The 17,490-nt window shown below is 46.2% G+C and carries 11 protein-coding genes; 2 read left to right on the forward strand and 9 right to left on the reverse strand.

What is annotated here, in order from left to right; all coding sequences use genetic code 11:
- Positions 1 to 31: 31 nt before the first annotated feature.
- The gene (locus tag ABHC48_RS17505; RefSeq protein WP_195699143.1) at positions 32 to 1,006 is read left to right on the forward strand and encodes a carbohydrate kinase; all 975 of its coding nucleotides are present in this window, start codon (positions 32 to 34) and stop codon (positions 1,004 to 1,006) included.
- Positions 1,007 to 1,497: 491 nt separating this feature from the next.
- On the opposite strand, the gene ABHC48_RS17510 is transcribed toward ABHC48_RS17505, so the two are convergent.
- The 7 genes from ABHC48_RS17510 to tgt form a co-directional block, all read right to left on the reverse strand.
- Positions 1,498 to 2,661: a phosphoglycerate dehydrogenase gene (locus tag ABHC48_RS17510; RefSeq protein WP_195699142.1), complete on the reverse strand. Its 1,164-nt coding sequence runs from the start codon at positions 2,659 to 2,661 to the stop codon at positions 1,498 to 1,500.
- Positions 2,661 to 3,743 carry a 3-phosphoserine/phosphohydroxythreonine transaminase gene (gene serC, locus ABHC48_RS17515; protein ID WP_148461832.1) on the reverse strand — a complete coding sequence of 361 codons (1,083 nt, stop codon included), beginning with the start codon at positions 3,741 to 3,743 and terminating at the stop codon, positions 2,661 to 2,663. Before serC ends, ABHC48_RS17510 begins: the two co-directional genes overlap by 1 nt.
- Complete coding sequence (ilvB, locus tag ABHC48_RS17520; protein ID WP_173770363.1) at positions 3,740 to 5,422, reverse strand: biosynthetic-type acetolactate synthase large subunit; 1,683 nt, start codon at positions 5,420 to 5,422, stop codon at positions 3,740 to 3,742. Before ilvB ends, serC begins: the two co-directional genes overlap by 4 nt.
- A gap of 103 nt (positions 5,423 to 5,525) precedes the next feature.
- Complete coding sequence (gene ilvD / locus ABHC48_RS17525; protein ID WP_148461834.1) at positions 5,526 to 7,199, reverse strand: dihydroxy-acid dehydratase; 1,674 nt, start codon at positions 7,197 to 7,199, stop codon at positions 5,526 to 5,528.
- Between the two features lie 68 nt (positions 7,200 to 7,267).
- A complete protein-coding gene (leuB, locus tag ABHC48_RS17530; protein ID WP_195699141.1) occupies positions 7,268 to 8,350 on the reverse strand; it encodes a 3-isopropylmalate dehydrogenase in 1,083 nt (360 codons plus the stop codon).
- A 237-nt stretch (positions 8,351 to 8,587) separates the two neighbouring features.
- Complete coding sequence (gene yajC / locus ABHC48_RS17535; RefSeq protein WP_118584184.1) at positions 8,588 to 8,887, reverse strand: preprotein translocase subunit YajC; 300 nt, start codon at positions 8,885 to 8,887, stop codon at positions 8,588 to 8,590.
- Positions 8,888 to 9,004: 117 nt separating this feature from the next.
- Complete coding sequence (gene tgt, locus ABHC48_RS17540) at positions 9,005 to 10,162, reverse strand: tRNA guanosine(34) transglycosylase Tgt (RefSeq protein ID WP_148461836.1); 1,158 nt, start codon at positions 10,160 to 10,162, stop codon at positions 9,005 to 9,007.
- A 453-nt stretch (positions 10,163 to 10,615) separates the two neighbouring features.
- Here tgt and ABHC48_RS17545 point away from each other — a divergent pair, with 453 nt between their 5' ends.
- A complete protein-coding gene (locus ABHC48_RS17545; protein WP_195699140.1) occupies positions 10,616 to 14,866 on the forward strand; it encodes a 2-hydroxyacyl-CoA dehydratase in 4,251 nt (1,416 codons plus the stop codon).
- 176 nt (positions 14,867 to 15,042) lie between these two features.
- Here ABHC48_RS17545 and ABHC48_RS17550 read toward each other — a convergent pair whose 3' ends face one another.
- Both ABHC48_RS17550 and ung read right to left on the reverse strand, forming a co-directional pair.
- Positions 15,043 to 16,662 (reverse strand): polysaccharide biosynthesis protein, encoded by a 1,620-nt coding sequence (locus ABHC48_RS17550; protein WP_173717457.1) that lies wholly within the window; start codon positions 16,660 to 16,662, stop codon positions 15,043 to 15,045.
- 3 nt (positions 16,663 to 16,665) lie between these two features.
- Positions 16,666 to 17,352, reverse strand: coding sequence for a uracil-DNA glycosylase (ung, locus tag ABHC48_RS17555; RefSeq protein WP_195699139.1), 687 nt, complete (start codon positions 17,350 to 17,352; stop codon positions 16,666 to 16,668).
- Positions 17,353 to 17,490: the final 138 nt, after the last annotated feature.

The raw sequence follows: 17,490 nt of genomic DNA on the forward strand, positions 1-17,490 counted from the left end.
GATTTTGAAAACACCTAAGGAGGATTTTTCAATGAGTAATCGAAACTACGACGTAACTGCACTTGGCGAGCTTCTCATCGATTTCACAGAGAATGGAACCAGCGCGCAGGGCAACCCGATCATGGAAGCGAACCCGGGCGGAGCTCCATGTAATGTTCTGGCTATGCTTGAGCGCCTTGGCAAGAAGACCGCTTTTATCGGAAAAGTTGGAAAGGATATGTTCGGAAACCAGCTGAAGGCTGCTGTTGAAGAAGTTGGAATTGATACAAGAGCTCTTATTATGGATGAAGAAGTACATACCACACTGGCATTTGTCCACACCTATCCGGATGGAGACAGAGACTTCTCTTTCTATCGTAATCCAGGTGCTGACATGATGCTGACTATGGATGAGGTTCCGGACGACCTGATCCGCGATTCCCGCATTTTCCATTTCGGAACTCTCTCTTCTACCCATGAGGGCGTACGTGAAGCTACACGTCATGCCATTGAGGTAGCAAAAGAAGCCGGCTGTATCATCACCTTTGACCCCAATCTGCGCCCGCCACTCTGGAAATCCCTTGAGGATGCCCGTGTCGAGATTGAGTACGGTCTTACCAAATGTGACGTTCTGAAGATTTCTGACAACGAAGTGGAATTCCTTTTCGATACCACAGACTACGACAAGGGTGCTGCACTGATCGAAGAGAAATATCACATTCCGCTGGTTCTTATCACCATGGGTAAAGACGGAAGCCGCGCTTATTATAAGGGACGCCGCGTAGAATGCGCTCCATTCCTTCAGGAGCACACCATTGAGACCACAGGTGCCGGAGACACCTTCTGTGCCAGCATCCTGAACTATGTTCTGGAGCACGGTCTTAAGGATCTTACAGATGAGAATCTTATGGAAATGCTTACCTTTGCTAACGCAGGCGCTTCCCTTATTACTACCCGCAAGGGTGCTCTCCGTGTCATGCCAACTCGCGAAGAAGTTAAGGAATTTATTGCAAAGAGCGGCAGATAAATATGTAGCTTTGAATCGCAATTTTTAATTAAAGCAAAAACAGGAATCGCTAATCTGAAATTTAGTGGTTCCTGTTTTATTATTAGAATATTTTATATATTATTGTTAAATTTCTCAGTTGTGTTCTTCTATCATAACTGTTATAATCATCGTATGGGTGTTGCCATAACGGTAGGCGGTTAGTCCTTCAACAGAGGGACTGTGACCCTCTGATTACATAGAAACCCTGAAAGGGAATTCAGTGGAAAGGAGGGCTAGGCCAATGAGTATTATTGACTTTATAGCAGTTGTAAGCTTCGGCTTAACCTGCTTTACAATAGGATACACATTGGGTAAAGATGTAAATAATACACAAAAATAGCCGCCCTGTCTGTAAACTAAGCGGCAATTTTTGCTAACAAGTATATGGACTAACCGTCTATCGGCAACACTCTTTTTCTATACTTATATTAACATTCTGTTGTCTTAATGTCAATTATCTGTATTTGAATTTATTTCACCACGCGAACTTTTGAAACACCTTCAATGGCCTTCAGCGCATCCAGCGCCTCTGCGGAAGCTGCACTCTCCAGATCGATCAGAGTATACGCATACTCACCTTTACTCTTGTTGGTCATGTCTGCAATGTTCAGGCCCTCAGCACCAAGGATCTTGGTCAGCTGACTAATCATGTTTGGAATGTTCTTATGTGTAATGGCAATACGTCCAACTGCTACGCAGGTACCCATATCACAGTTCGGGAAATTTACAGAATTTTTGATATTACCATTCTCAAGGAAATCACGAACCTCCTTCACAGCCATAACTGCACAGTTCTCCTCAGATTCCTCTGTGGAGGCGCCAAGATGAGGAGTTACCAGAATGCCCTCATGACCTGCAACTGTATGGTTGGCAAAGTCTGTTACATACTTTTTCACCTTGCCACTGTTCAGCGCCTCAATCAGCGCATCCTCGTCAACCAGAAGGTCACGGGCAAAGTTCAGAAGTACAACACCCTCTTTCATCTTATCAAAAGCCTCTTTGTTGATCATCTTCTTTGTGGAATCCAGAAGCGGTACATGTACAGTGATATAATCGCACTTGCTGTAAATCTCATCTAAGCTCTTGCTGTGCTTAATAGTACGGGAAAGGTTCCATGCTGCATCGATGGAAATGTATGGATCATATCCATAAACCTCCATCCCAAGGGAAGCTGCTGCATTTGCCACCATGCTTCCGATAGCACCAAGACCGATGATACCAAGCTTTTTGCCCATGATCTCACAGCCTGCAAACTGTTTCTTCTGTTTCTCAGCAAGCTTATCAATATCTTCCTGGTCTTTTTCTCTCTGTACCCACTCAATACCTCCCACAATGTCACGGGAAGCAAGAAGCATACCGGCAAGAACCAGCTCCTTTACACCATTTGCATTGGCTCCAGGAGTATTAAATACAACGATGCCTTTCTCTGCACACTCTTTCACCGGAATGTTATTGACTCCGGCTCCGGCACGTGCGATCACAGCAACACTTTCCGGCAGCTCCATGTCATGCATCTTGGCACTTCTTACAAGAACTGCCTGGCAGTCATCCAGAGTATCTGCTTTTTTATAATTATCATCAAAAATGTCCAGGCCTTTCTGGGCAATAGGATTCAGGCAATGATACTGAAACATCAGGCATTTTCCTCCTCAAACTTTTTCATGAATGCAACCAGCGCTTCCACACCAGCCTTTGGCATTGCGTTATAAATACTTGCTCTCATACCGCCAACAGTTCTGTGGCCTTTCAGGTTCACAAGACCTGCCTTGGCAGCCTCAGCAACGAATTTCGCATCCATCTCTTTATCTCCTGTTACAAAAGGAACATTCATAAGAGAACGGTCTTTCGGAACAACGGTGCCATGGAAAAGCTTGCTGGAATCAAGGAAATCGTAAAGGATCTTTGCTTTCTCCTCGTTGCGTTTCTTCATCTCTTCCAGACCGCCCATTTTCTTCAGCCATTTGAAAACTTTACCGCATACGTAGATGCAATATGCATTCGGTGTATTATAAAGGGAACCAGCGTCTGCATGTGTCTTATAGGTAAGCATGGTAGGTGTTCCCGGAAGAACATCTTCTGTGATCAGATCCTCGCGGATAATGGCGATTACCATACCTGCAGGTCCGATGTTCTTCTGAACGCCGCCATAGATAATACCATATTTGCTTACATCAACCGGCTCGGAAAGGAAACAGGAGGATACATCTGCCACAAGTGTTTTGCCCTTTGTATTTGGAAGCTCTTTGAACTTGGTTCCATAAATGGTGTTGTTCTCACAGATATAAACATAGTCTGCATCCGGGCTGATCGGCAGATCGCTGCAATCCGGAATGTAAGAGAAAGTCTTATCCTCGGAAGAAGCAATCTTGTTTGCTTTTCCGTATTTCTGTGCTTCCTGGTATGCTTTCTTTGCCCACTGACCGGTTACAATGTAGTCAGCCACCTTATTTTTCATAAGGTTCATTGGGATCATGGCAAACTGCTGGGAAGCGCCGCCCTGAAGGAAAAGTACCTTATAGTTGTCCGGAATATTCATCAGCTCACGAAGATCCTTCTCAGCTGTGTCAATGATTTCCTGGAATGCAGCACTTCTGTGGCTCATTTCCATAACGGACATGCCGGTACCATTGTAATCCATCATTTCATCTGCGACTTCTTTCAACACCTCTTCTGGAAGGACCGCCGGTCCTGCGGAAAAATTGTACACTCTGCTCATTTCTTCACATCCTCCTCATCAAATACCTCGTCTAAACTTGCTCCTGCAGGAACCATAGGATATACGCTTAAATCCTGGTCGATCCAGCAATCGAGAACTACCGGACCCTCTGATGAAAGCGCCATCTTAAGTGCAGGCTCTACTTCTTCCATCTTCGTAACACGGATTGCTTTTGCTCCCATTGCTTCAGAAACTTTCACGAAGTCCACACCATCATTTAAGATGGTCTGAGAATATCTTTGTTCATAGAACAGAGTCTGCCACTGACGTACCATTCCCAGAACATGATTGTTCAGAATGATCTGGACAAGAGGTTTGCCGCAGCGAACTGCCGTGGCGATCTCGTTCATGTTCATACGGAAACAGCCGTCTCCTGCTATATTTACCACGGTTTTGTCCGGGCAGCCCATCTTTGCTCCGATTGCTGCGCCAAGGCCGTAACCCATGGTACCAAGCCCTCCTGATGTCAGGAAGGTTCTCGGCTCCTTAAATTTGAAATACTGGGCAGCCCACATCTGGTGCTGTCCTACATCTGTGGAAACGATTGCATCTCCACCTGTCAGTTCATAAAGCTTCTGGATCACGTAAGGTCCGGTAAGCTGGGAATGATCGTAATTCAGCGGATACTTAGCTTTCATATCCTGAATATGCTGTACCCATTCATCATGGCGCTTCTCCGGGATTTTCACAAGGAGAAGCTTCAGCACTTCCCTCAGATCTCCGATCACGGAGGCATCAACTGCAATATTCTTGTTGATCTCCGCTGCATCTACATCAATCTGCAGGATCTTTGCCTTCGGTGCGAAGGTCTTGGTATCTCCTGTCACACGGTCGCTGAAGCGTGCACCAAGAGTGATCAGAAGATCACACTCGCACATTGCGTAGTTGGAAGTTTTGGTTCCATGCATTCCAACCGGACCTGTGTAAAGCTCATCCTCTCCGGAAAAAGCCCCTTTTCCCATAAGGCTGTCGCAGACCGGAGCCTGGATCTTGTGGGCAAGTGCACGGACTTCTTCAGATGCATCTGCGATCACAGCACCGCCGCCAACAAAAATAAATGGCTTTTTCGCTGCTGCGATCATCTGGGCTGCTGTATCCACATCCTTCGGACGGATGGTGTCAACCTTCGGCTCTACGGCTGTGATGGTGTGACGGATATATTCACATTTTGCTGCGGTTACGTCCTTTGGCACATCTACGAGTACCGGACCAGGACGACCGCTTTTGGCGATGATAAAAGCTTTGCGGATGGTGTCTGCAAGCTTTGTTACATCTTTGACAATATAGCTGTGTTTTGTCACAGGCATTACAATGCCTGCGATATCAACTTCCTGGAAGGAATCTTTTCCAAGAAGGGCAGTTCCAACATTACAGGTAATTGCTACCACAGGAACAGAGTCCATACACGCGGTGGCAATTCCGGTTACCAGGTTGGTTGCACCTGGGCCGGAAGTTGCCAGACACACTCCGACCTTTCCTGTCGCACGGGCGTAACCGTCTGCCGCGTGGGAAGCTCCCTGCTCATGGGAAGTAAGTACATGTTTAATTTTATCACTGTATCGGTAAAGGGCGTCATAAACGTTCAGAATAGCTCCGCCTGGATATCCGAAAACGGTATCCACACTTTGCTCCAGCAAACATTCTATGATGATCTCCGCTCCTGTAAGCTGCAATTTCATTTCCTCCTGGTATATTATACTGTAAAAATCTCGGACATTTGCTATGAAAGAACCATGCTTTCATGAACCATAATTCTATTCACATGTCCGGATAAGAATCTTATTATTTCGCTTTCGGAACCTCGAGGATCGCACCGCGGTTTCCGGAAGTAACCATTGCTGCATATCTTGCCAGGTATCCGGTTGTAACCTTCGGCTCTCTCGGCTGCCATTTTGCTTTTCTTGCTGCAAGCTCTTCATCAGAAACCTTCAGTTCCAGCTTCAGTTCCGGAATATTGATGCTGATGATATCCCCTTCCTCAACAAGGGCGATGGGACCGCCTACTGCTGCCTCTGGTGAAACATGTCCGATGGAAGCGCCTCTGGATGCACCACTGAAACGTCCATCTGTAATAAGGGCTACAGAAGAACCAAGTCCCATACCTGCGATTGCAGAGGTAGGATTCAGCATTTCTCTCATTCCAGGACCACCCTTCGGTCCTTCATAACGGATGACAACAACGTCACCTTCTACGATCTTGCCGCCTTTGATTGCTGCGATTGCGTCTTCCTCGCAGTCAAAAACTCTTGCAGGTCCTTCATGAACCATCATCTCCGCAACAACTGCAGAACGTTTTACAACGCTTCCGTCTGGTGCAAGATTGCCCCGAAGTACAGCAAGTCCGCCTGTGGTGCTGTATGGATTGTCGATCGGGCGGATTACTTCCGGGTTCAGGTTTACACAGTCCTTGATATTCTCGCCTACTGTTTTTCCGGTTACAGTCATGCATTCTGTGTGAAGGAGTCCCTTCTTATTCAGCTCGTTCATAACTGCGTATACGCCGCCTGCTTCGTTCAGGTCTTCCATGTAAGTCGGGCCTGCCGGTGCAAGGTGGCAGATGTTCGGAGTCTTTGCACTGATTTCATTTGCAAAGCTGATATCGAAATCCCAGCCAATCTCATGTGCAATTGCCGGAAGATGAAGCATACTGTTTGTGGAACAGCCAAGAGCCATATCTACCGTAAGGGCATTCAGAAGTGCCTCTTTTGTCATAATATCTCTTGGACGGATGTTGCGGCGGTACATTTCCATAACCTGCATTCCTGCATGCTTTGCAAGACGGATACGCTCGGAATATACAGCCGGGATGGTTCCGTTTCCTTTCAGTCCCATACCAAGAACCTCAGTAAGGCAGTTCATACTGTTTGCAGTGTACATACCGGAACAGGAACCGCAGGTCGGACATGTTTTGTTCTCACACTCAGTCAGGCCTTCCTCTGTAAGCTTGCCTGCTGCGTAAGCACCAACAGCCTCAAACATGCTGGATAAACTTGTCTTGTGTCCGTTTAAGTGACCAGCCAGCATCGGGCCTCCGCTTACGAATACAGTAGGAACGTTGATTCTGGCTGCTGCCATCAGAAGTCCCGGTACGTTCTTGTCACAGTTCGGGATCATAACAAGAGCATCAAACTGGTGAGCCAATGCCATGGCCTCTGTGGAATCTGCGATCAGGTCTCTTGTTACAAGAGAATATTTCATACCGATATGTCCCATTGCAATACCGTCACAGACAGCGATTGCAGGGAACATGACCGGAGTTCCTCCAGCCATTGCCACGCCAAGCTTTACGGCCTGTGCGATTTTATCCAGGTTCATGTGACCTGGTACAATCTCATTGTAGGAACAAACGATTCCTACTAATGGGCGCTCCATTTCTTCTTTTGTCATTCCAAGGGCATTGAACAGGGAACGGTGAGGTGCCTGCTGTGTGCCTGTTTTTACTGCGTCACTTCTCATAACTTGTATCTCCTTTTTGCTTCATAGCCGGGAAAAATGATCCATTTGCTTTTTGTTTATTTCGAATTCTAAATTTCCTTAGCGATCAGGTCACCCATCTCTTTCGTTCCAACCAGAGTGCATCCCTCAGACATAATGTCACCGGTACGGTATCCGGCAGTCAGAACCTTCTGTACAGCAGTCTCAACTGCATTTGCTTCCTCATCCAGATCCAGGGAAAAACGAAGCATCATGGCTGCGGAAAGGATGGTTGCGATCGGGTTGGCCTTATTCTGACCTGCAATATCAGGTGCAGAGCCATGGCTTGGCTCATAAAGACCAAATTTTGTCTCGTTCAGGCTGGCAGAGGAAAGCATTCCGATAGAACCGGTAACCATACTTGCCTCATCAGAAAGAATATCACCGAACATATTCTCAGTGAGAATAACATCGAACTGCTTCGGATCTCTTACCAGCTGCATTGCACAGTTGTCAACCAGCATATGCTCAAGAGTAACTTCCGGGTAATCCTTCGCTACTTCTTCTACTACTTTTCTCCAAAGTCTGGAGGAATCCAGAACATTTGCCTTGTCAACGCTTGTTACTTTTTTGCGGCGTTTCATGGCAATGTCAAATGCCTTGATGGCAATTCTGCGAATCTCGTTTTCATTGTAGGAAAGGGTATCGATGGCTTTCTTTACGCCGTTCTCTTCTACTGTTTTTCTCTCGCCAAAATAAAGACCGCCTGTAAGCTCTCGTACGATGATCATGTCAAATCCGTCTCCAATGATCTCATCGCGAAGAGGGCATGCTGCACGAAGTTCGTTGTATAAATATGCAGGGCGAAGGTTTGCAAAAAGATTCAGTGCCTTACGAATGGCAAGGAGTCCTGCCTCCGGGCGTTTGGATGGCTCCAGCTTATACCATGGGGATGTCTTGGCATCTCCACCGATAGAGCCCATAAGAACTGCAGCAGAAGCTTTCGCTGTAGCGATTGCCTCGTCTGTAAGCGGTACTCCATGTACATCAATGGAAGCTCCGCCTAAAAGTACTTCAGAATAAGAAAAAGTATGTCCATATTTCTCACATATTTTGTCCAGAACTTTTTTTGCTTCTGCAACGATTTCCGGACCGATTCCGTCTCCGGGAATCAGTGAAATGTTGTAATTCATAATAATTTCCTCTCCTTCGTTTCTGAATGCCAGCGGAAAATCACCTCTCGCCTGACACCAATGGATAATTGTTATTATAATAACGCACTTTCTTTAATATTTCAACATGTTAAAGTAAAAAACTGTCAAAAAACTGCCTTTTTCCAATTCTCAAAAAACATTCACGAAGAAAAAAGGCCCCATCCCTTTATGGAATGAAGCCTGTTCTTAGTTTCTGTCATATTCGGATGAATCTGATTATGCAGAAGCCTGCTCTGCTTTCTCAACTTCGGCAATTGCCTGTTTCCTCATAGGGATACGGCAGTTCTTATTGTTACCGAACTCTACGATCACGTCTTCTTCTGTCATGTCGATGATGACACCGTAGAAACCGCTTGTAGTTACAATACTGTCACCTACAGCCATATCGCTGAGCATCGCCTGTACTCTCTTCTGCTCTTTCTTCTGAGGTCTGATCATCAGAAAATACATAATACCGAAAAGTACAACCAGCCATACGATGGTAAATCCCATACTCATTCCGCTTGATGCGTCCATTTGCTATTCCTCCTGTATCTTACTATCACGCCCTGTCTTTTTCACCAGCGCATTATAGTATATAATACACAAAATAATTTGATTCTTCAAGTATTTTTCCGATTTTTTATATTAATTTCATTTACTATATCTGCTGTTAATTTTTCCCTCTTCAAAACCAGCCAGACGCATTTCTTTATATTCTGCAAAATTGCCCTGATCCAGTGCATCCCTGATTTCCTCCATCAGGTGATTGTAGAAGTAAAGATTGTGAAGCACGCAAAGGCGCATTCCCAGCATTTCTTTCGCCTTCAGAAGGTGACGGATATAGGCTCTGCTGTAATGCTGACAGGCAGGACACTGACATCCCTCTTCGATTGGGGACGGATCCAATTCATATTTCGCATTAAACAGATTCAGCTTGCCCCGATTGGTGTAAACATGTCCATGACGTCCGTTACGGCTTGGATATACGCAGTCAAAGAAGTCGATTCCTCTTGCGACTCCTTCCAGAATATTGGCAGGAGTACCTACTCCCATCAGATAGGTAGGTTTGTTCTGCGGAAGGTGAGGCACGACTTCGTCCAGAATATGATACATCTGCTCATGAGTTTCCCCAACTGCAAGACCGCCAACTGCGTAGCCGTCCAGATCCAGTTTGGAAATGGTATCTGCATGCGCAATACGGATATCCGCATAGATAGCTCCCTGATTGATTCCGAAAAGCAGCTGCTCTTTATTCACTGTATCCGGCAGTCCGTTCAGTCTGGCCATCTCTGCCTTACAGCGCTCCAGCCATCTGGTAGTACGGTCTACAGAAGCCTGGACATATTCTCTGCTTGCCACGCTGCTTGGACATTCGTCAAATGCCATGGCAATAGTGGAACCCAGATTAGACTGGATCTGCATACTCTCCTCCGGTCCCATAAAAATCTTATGACCGTCAATGTGGGACTGGAAATAAACGCCCTCTTCCTTAATCTTGCGAAGCCCTGCCAGGGAAAACACCTGGAATCCGCCTGAATCAGTAAGAATCGGTCTGTCCCAGACCATAAACTTGTGAAGTCCTCCAAATTCCTTAATCAGCTTGTCGCCTGTTCTTACATGGAGATGATAGGTATTGGAAAGCTCGACCTGGGTACCGATATCTTTCAGATCCATGGTGGATACTGCACCCTTGATAGCTCCAACAGTTCCTACGTTCATAAACACAGGTGTCTGGATGGTTCCATGTACAGTCTCAAACTGGGCACGCTTGGCACGGCCTTCTGTTTTCATAAGTGTATATTTTGCCATATGTGAATCCTTTCTTTTTTAAGTCTTTATCTTCAAAAAAATTTCTGTTTCTGCAGCCCTGCAAAGACATTTTTCTTTTTACACTTACAAAAGAGTGTAAAACACAGGCAGAAAACTTCATATATTATAGCCCGAAATAACCGAAAATTCAACACTTGTGCAAAGAATCCTTGTTAAACTTTTACATTGTCATTTAAGCCGGGGTATCGTATAATATTACGGAATATTTGCATTTGAATTTTTCACATATAAATAAGAAGATTTAAGGTTACTGTTCACTGGTAACATTCCGCGAGGTGTTTTTTGTGAACAAAGTTCACAGAAAACCCGAGAGTTGCGGCGCGAAATCATGCAAAGCATGATTTCTGTGCATCGCGAAGCGTGTTACTGTAAACGAAGTGAACAGTAACGATTTAAGCACATATGCAACAGATGAGGAGGCATATTCTTTACATGAGCAACAAATACACATTAGGAATTGACATTGGTTCCACCACTGTCAAAATTGCAATACTTGATGAAAACGACACCCTGCTTTTCGCAGATTACCAGCGTCATTTCGCCAACATCCAGGAAACACTGGCAGAGCTTCTGGCGAAAGCTTATGGCAAACTTGGAGAACTTACCCTTCATCCGGTAATCACAGGCTCCGGCGGACTTACCCTCGCCAACCACCTTGGCGTTCCTTTTGTACAGGAGGTAATTGCGGTATCCACTTCTCTTCAGAAGATTGCGCCCCAGACTGATGTTGCCATCGAGCTTGGCGGTGAGGATGCCAAGATCATCTACTTCGAAGGCGGCAATATTGAGCAGCGTATGAATGGTATCTGCGCAGGAGGTACCGGTTCTTTCATCGATCAGATGGCATCCCTGCTTCAGACTGATGCTACCGGGCTGAACGAATACGCGAAGAATTACAAAGCGCTTTACCCCATCGCAGCCCGCTGCGGCGTATTTGCCAAGACTGACATCCAGCCTCTGATCAACGATGGTGCCACCAAGGAGGATCTTTCCGCTTCCATTTTCCAGGCAGTTGTAAACCAGACCATTTCCGGTCTTGCCTGCGGCAAGCCGATTCGCGGTCATGTTGCATTTCTCGGCGGTCCCCTTCACTTTCTGGATCAGCTGAAGGCAGCTTTTATCCGCACCCTGAAGCTGGATGATGAACACGCCATCACACCAGAGAATTCCCATCTTTTCGCAGCTATGGGTTCTGCTATGAATGCGAAGGATGAGGTAACCGTTTCCCTTACAGATATGACCAACCGCCTGAAGAACTCCATCAAACTGGATTTCGAGGTGGAACGTATGGAGCCTCTTTTTGCTACGGAGGAAGACTATGAGGCATTTAATAAGCGTCAGAGTGCCTATCAGGTAAAGAAGGGCGACCTTTCCCAGTGTCACGGAAACTGCTATCTGGGTATCGATGCAGGCTCCACCACCACCAAGACTGCTCTTGTAGGTGAGGACGGAACTCTGCTTTACTCCTTCTACAGCAATAATAACGGAAGCCCGCTTAAAACTGCCATCCGTTCCATCCAGGAGATCTACAGCATTCTTCCAGAGGATGCCCACATTGCATTTTCCTGTTCCACAGGTTACGGCGAGGCGCTGATGAAGGCTGCTCTGCTGCTGGATGAGGGGGAAGTTGAGACCGTTTCCCACTACTATGCGGCTGCTTTCTTTGACCCGGAGGTTGACTGTATTGTAGATATCGGCGGACAGGATATGAAATGTATCAAGATACGTAATCAGACCGTAGACAGTGTACAGCTGAACGAGGCATGTTCCTCTGGCTGTGGTTCCTTTATCGAAACTTTCGCCAAGTCTCTGAATTACTCCGTACAGGATTTCGCCAAGGCCGCCCTTTTTGCAGAACACCCCATTGACCTTGGAACAAGATGTACCGTATTTATGAACTCCAAGGTAAAGCAGGCCCAGAAGGAAGGCGCATCCGTAGCTGATATTTCCGCAGGTCTTGCATACTCTGTTATCAAGAATGCGCTTTACAAGGTTATCAAGGTTTCCGATGCCAAAGAGCTGGGACGTCATATTGTGGTACAGGGCGGAACCTTCTACAACGACGGTGTACTTCGAAGCTTTGAGCGTATAGCAGGCTGTGAAGCTATTCGTCCTGACATTGCCGGTATTATGGGGGCTTTCGGTGCTGCCCTCATTGCCAAGGAGCGCTACCACGCAGAAGGCCGTGAAACCACCATGCTTTCCATTGACAAGATCAACGAGCTGAAATATACCACCTCCATGGCCAACTGCCACGGATGTACCAATAACTGTCGTCTTACCATCAACAAATTCACTGGCGGGCGTCAGTTCGTAAGCGGTAACCGCTGTGAGCGCGGTATTGGTAAGGAGAAGAATAAGGATCATATCCCCAACCTTTATGAATACAAGTACAAACGGCTTTTCTCCTATCCGCCTCTTTCTCCGGATAAAGCTACCCGGGGAAAAGTTGGTATTCCGCGAGTTTTAAATATGTTTGAGAATTATCCTTTCTGGTATACCTTCTTTACTGAGCTGAAATATCAGGTAGTGCTTTCTCCTACCTCTACTAGAAAGATTTATGAGCTGGGCATTGAATCCATTCCAAGCGAATCCGAGTGCTATCCAGCCAAGCTTGCCCACGGACATGTGACCTGGCTGATCAAAAATGGTGTGAAATTCATTTTCTATCCGTGTATCCCTTACGAGCGAAATGAATTCCCGGATGCAGTCAACCATTACAACTGTCCCATCGTTACCTCTTATGCAGAGAATATTAAGAACAATGTGGACGAGCTTCACGATCCATCTATTACCTTTATGAATCCGTTCCTGGCCCTGACCTCTGAGGAGATCGTTACCAGGAGACTGACTGAGGTTTTCCCGGATATCCCGGCATCTGAGGTAAAGGAAGCCGCCCACAAGGCATGGGAGGAAATGGCTGCCGTACATAAGGACATTGAGAAAAAGGGTGAGGAGACGCTTCAGTATCTGAAGGAGACAGGCCGCCGGGGCATCGTTCTGGCTGGTCGTCCTTACCATATTGACCCTGAGATTCATCACGGTATCCCGGATCTGATCAACAGCTATGGTGTGGCAGTCCTCACTGAGGATTCTGTTTCCCATCTGGTACCTGTTGAGCGCCCGATCCGTGTCAATGACCAGTGGATGTACCACTCCAGACTGTATGCAGCAGCAAACTTTGTGAAAACCCGTGATGATCTGGATCTGATCCAGCTGAACTCCTTTGGCTGCGGACTTGACGCGGTCACCACCGATGAGGTTTATGAAATTCTGGATGGCAGCGGCAAGATTTATACCTGCCTGAAAATTGATGAGGTTAACAACCTTGGTGCCGCAAGGATCCGTGTCAGATCCCTTCTTGCAGCCCTCCGTGCAAAGGATGCTCAGAAAAGGGAGCGCACCATTAAACCATCTTCTATCGAGAAGGTTTCGTTTACTAAGGAGATGCGCAAGGATTACACCATCCTCTGCCCGCAGATGTCACCGGTGCACTTTTCCTTATTGGAAGCCGCTTTTAATGCAAACGGTTATCATCTGGAGGTGCTTCCAAATGACAACAAGCATGCCGTAGACGTAGGTCTGAAATATGTAAATAATGATGCCTGCTATCCTTCCCTGATCGTTGTGGGACAGATTATGGACGCTCTTTTATCAGGCAAATACGACCTGAACAAGACTGCAGTTATCATGTCCCAGACAGGCGGTGGATGCCGTGCATCCAACTATATTGCTTTTATCCGCCGTGCCCTTAAGAAAGCGGGAATGGAACAGGTTCCGGTTATCTCCCTTAACCTTAGCGGTCTGGAGAGCAACCCTGGATTTAAGCTTACTCTTCCGCTGGTGAAGGCTGTTGTGTATGCCGCTGTGTTTGGTGATATTCTTATGAAATGTATTTACCGCATGCGCCCATATGAACTGGAGAAAGGCATTGTAAACCGTAAGCATAAGATCTGGGAAAAACGTGTGATTGCATTTCTTACCGGCAGCTCATTAAGCCACAGCCAGTTTAAGAAAATGTGCCGGGAAATGGTTCACGATTTTGATACCATCCCGATCAGTGATGAGAAGAAGCCTCGTGTTGGTATTGTAGGTGAGATTCTGGTTAAATTCCTTCCGGCTGCAAACAATCACCTTGCAGAGCTTCTGGAAGCGGAAGGAGCTGAGCCTGTGGTACCGGATCTGATCGACTTTATGTCCTACTGCTTCTACAATCAGAATTTCAAGGTCGACAATCTTGGCTTTAAGAAATCCAAGGCATTCTTTGGAAATATAGGTATTAAGGCAATCGACTGGGTTCGTAAGACTGCAAATGAGGCACTTGCGGAAAGCCGTCATTTCCATCCTACTGCAGATATCCGTGATCTGGCGAAGATGGCACGCCCCATTGTTTCTGAGGGTAACCAGACTGGCGAGGGATGGTTCCTGACCGGTGAAATGATGGAGCTGATCCATGATGATGTTCCGAATATTGTTTGTATCCAGCCATTCGGCTGCCTGCCGAACCACATTGTTGGCAAAGGTGTTATCAAAGAAATCCGCCGTCAGTATCCGAAGGCGAATATTGCAGCCATCGACTACGACCCGGGGGCAAGCGAGGTAAACCAGCTGAACCGAATTAAATTAATGCTTTCTACTGCACAGAAGAATTTGAAGACAGAAGAGGCGAAAAATAACAACTAGCCTCGGTTCGTATTCCGAAAAAATACAAGAAGAAAGCCCTCAGAGTTGCCGCTCTGAGGGCTTTCGTGCTGCATACATTGAACATATCGCTTCTTTCTTGCCGAATGGCATTATAACCTATGCATATCTAAAAGTCAATATATTATAATTTTAATAGCATATTTAAAAACCATGTTCTAAAACGGCAGTTTCCCTGCAATTTTCTTCAGGTAGGCTCCGCCTGGCATCATGGCAAACTGCTCATCAGATGGCTTGCTCACTGCCAGATATACAATAAAATAGGCAGCCATTCCAAGAACCACTGCGATTCCAAGGCTGATGAAATTGGAATGGATCAGCTTATAAATTCCATAATAGGAAAATCCAGCCACTACAGCCATAGGCACAGATGCCAGAAGTGGATTCAGATAAGCACTTCTCCATGGATTTTTGTACTGCATATACTGTTTCATCGCCCGCTCGTTCAGCAGACACATAACAACCGCATAAATAATCATAGCCACTACAATGGCATATACGCCAAGGTCAGTTGCAAACAGCAGAATTGCCATGGCGATCACATCCACCACCAGGGCAATTGCCGCATTGATCATGGGGATATTGGGCTTTCCGATTCCCTGTAGCACACCATTGGAAATATTGGAATTTCCATTGAGGATGATGGTAATGACACCAAGCATCATCAGCTGAGCTGCTGCCCCCTCTGTTCGCGGAAACAGAAGTCTTGTGATCGGGCCGGCAAGAACTGCAAGCCCAACTGCACACGGAATGGAAATAAACATACTGATCCAGGTTGCGCGGTCGATCTTATCTCTGGCACTGTCCATATTCCTCTTGGCATACTGGGCAGAAACCTCCGGAATCATGGATGTGGGTGCTGTACTTGCAAGCGTAAGGGGAATATTGATCAGGGTCATATAATAGCCATATTCCGCGTAGAGACTTGTAATGGTATCATGGTCAATTCCCTTAAAGCCCTGAATGCCGGAATACATATAACTGTTAATAAAGCCGTTTACATTGTAAATAAAAGAGCTGAGGATGATCGGCATTACGATGAGAACGATATTCTTCATAACCTCGCCGGTGGCCTCATCACGGGAATGGGTATCCCTTGCCAGTCTCTTTTTGATATTCTTTCGGTTTACCCAATATACAAAAAGCATGAAAAGTAACGCTGATGCAACTCCGGCACCGGTTCCCATAGTAGCTCCGGCAGCCCCCCAGGCATTTCGTACAGATTCTTCCGCACTACTGAATTTATTCAGCATGACAGTAGACATCAGGATTGCAAAAACCGCTACAAAACACTGTTCCACAATCTGGGACAATGAGGTAGGGAGCATGTTTCGATATGCCTGAAAATAACCTCGGAAGGTACCAAGAATTCCTGACAGGAAAATGGTTGGTGCCAGCATTTTCAGTGCAAGTCTGGCTCCGGACATGGATTCCGGCACCAGAATGGACGAGCCGAAAAGACAAAAAAGTGCTACTACGCCTCCCATTATGATTACATATAACAGCGCACAGTGAAATACCTTCTGGGCGTCTCTGTAACGTTTAAAAGCCAGCTTTTCTGCCATAATCTTGGATACTGCCTGCGGAATGCTGAAAGAAGCGATCATCAGCAGGATAAAGTAAACATTCTGGGCATAATTGAAAAGACCCATACTGTTATTTCCAAGAGTATTGGAAAGCGGACTTTTATAAAGCATTCCGATGATCTTGGAGATCAATGCCGCGATCATCAGGAATGAAGCATTTTTTACAAGTGTGTTATCGTTCTTTTTCCCCATTTCTTATTGTTCCTTTTTGATATTTTCAATCTGCCAGTCAATGGGGGCAAGCCCGTTTTTCTCCAGAAATTCATTGGTCTGGCTGAAATGCCTGCATCCGAAAAATCCTCTTGACGCAGACAGCGGGCTTGGATGTGCAGCTGTGAGTACCAGCTGCTTCGGATTGTTCAGCATTGCTTTTTTCATCTGGGCAGGTCTTCCCCAGAGAAGATATACGATCGGGCGGTCCTGATCATTCAGGGTCTGGATAACCGCATCGGTAAACTGTTCCCAGCCGATTCCTCTGTGTGAAAACGCCTGGTGGGCGCGGACAGTCAGTACTGTGTTCAGAAGAAATACGCCCTGCTTCGCCCATTTTTCCAGGCAGCCGTTGTCAGGAATATAGCAGCCCAGGTCGCTGTGGAGTTCTTTATAAATGTTTACCAGAGACGGGGGAATGTCTATATCTTCTCTTACAGAGAAGCAAAGGCCGTTGGCCTGTCCATCGTTATGATAGGGATCCTGACCCAGAATAACTACTTTTACATCGTTTAACGGGGTGTATTCGAAAGCATTAAACATATCCTGGGGCGGTGGGAATACTTTTCTGGTGCGGTATTCTTCCATTATTGTTTTATATAGTTTGGCATAATAGGGCTGATGAAATTCATTCCTCAGCGCGGCCTGCCAGTCTCCTGTTATCTGGCCCATTTTAATTGTCACCTCATCTTTTGTATTTTGCTATTTAGTGTGTTGAAAGTTGTTCAAGGCGGACGCATTCGGACAATGGTGATTGCTCACTCGCCGGCGCAACGCTCCAGCGAACTAACTGCTAACTGCGACTAAATC

This window comes from Ruminococcus sp. 1001136sp1, from assembly GCF_039841815.1.
GTDB lineage: Bacteria > Bacillota > Clostridia > Lachnospirales > Lachnospiraceae > Blautia_A > Blautia_A faecis.

Bases quoted from the DNA above. Each gene is read 5' to 3' on its own strand.
- ABHC48_RS17505 (WP_195699143.1), top strand. From the start codon at position 32: ATGAGTAATCGAAACTACGACGTAACTGCACTTGGCGAGCTTCTCATC.
- ABHC48_RS17510 (WP_195699142.1), bottom strand. From the start codon at position 2,661: ATGTTTCAGTATCATTGCCTGAATCCTATTGCCCAGAAAGGCCTGGAC.
- serC (WP_148461832.1), bottom strand. From the start codon at position 3,743: ATGAGCAGAGTGTACAATTTTTCCGCAGGACCGGCGGTCCTTCCAGAA.
- ilvB (WP_173770363.1), bottom strand. From the start codon at position 5,422: ATGAAATTGCAGCTTACAGGAGCGGAGATCATCATAGAATGTTTGCTG.
- ilvD (WP_148461834.1), bottom strand. From the start codon at position 7,199: ATGAGAAGTGACGCAGTAAAAACAGGCACACAGCAGGCACCTCACCGT.
- leuB (WP_195699141.1), bottom strand. From the start codon at position 8,350: ATGAATTACAACATTTCACTGATTCCCGGAGACGGAATCGGTCCGGAA.
- yajC (WP_118584184.1), bottom strand. From the start codon at position 8,887: ATGGACGCATCAAGCGGAATGAGTATGGGATTTACCATCGTATGGCTG.
- tgt (WP_148461836.1), bottom strand. From the start codon at position 10,162: ATGGCAAAATATACACTTATGAAAACAGAAGGCCGTGCCAAGCGTGCC.
- ABHC48_RS17545 (WP_195699140.1), top strand. From the start codon at position 10,616: ATGAGCAACAAATACACATTAGGAATTGACATTGGTTCCACCACTGTC.
- ABHC48_RS17550 (WP_173717457.1), bottom strand. From the start codon at position 16,662: ATGGGGAAAAAGAACGATAACACACTTGTAAAAAATGCTTCATTCCTG.
- ung (WP_195699139.1), bottom strand. From the start codon at position 17,352: ATGGGCCAGATAACAGGAGACTGGCAGGCCGCGCTGAGGAATGAATTT.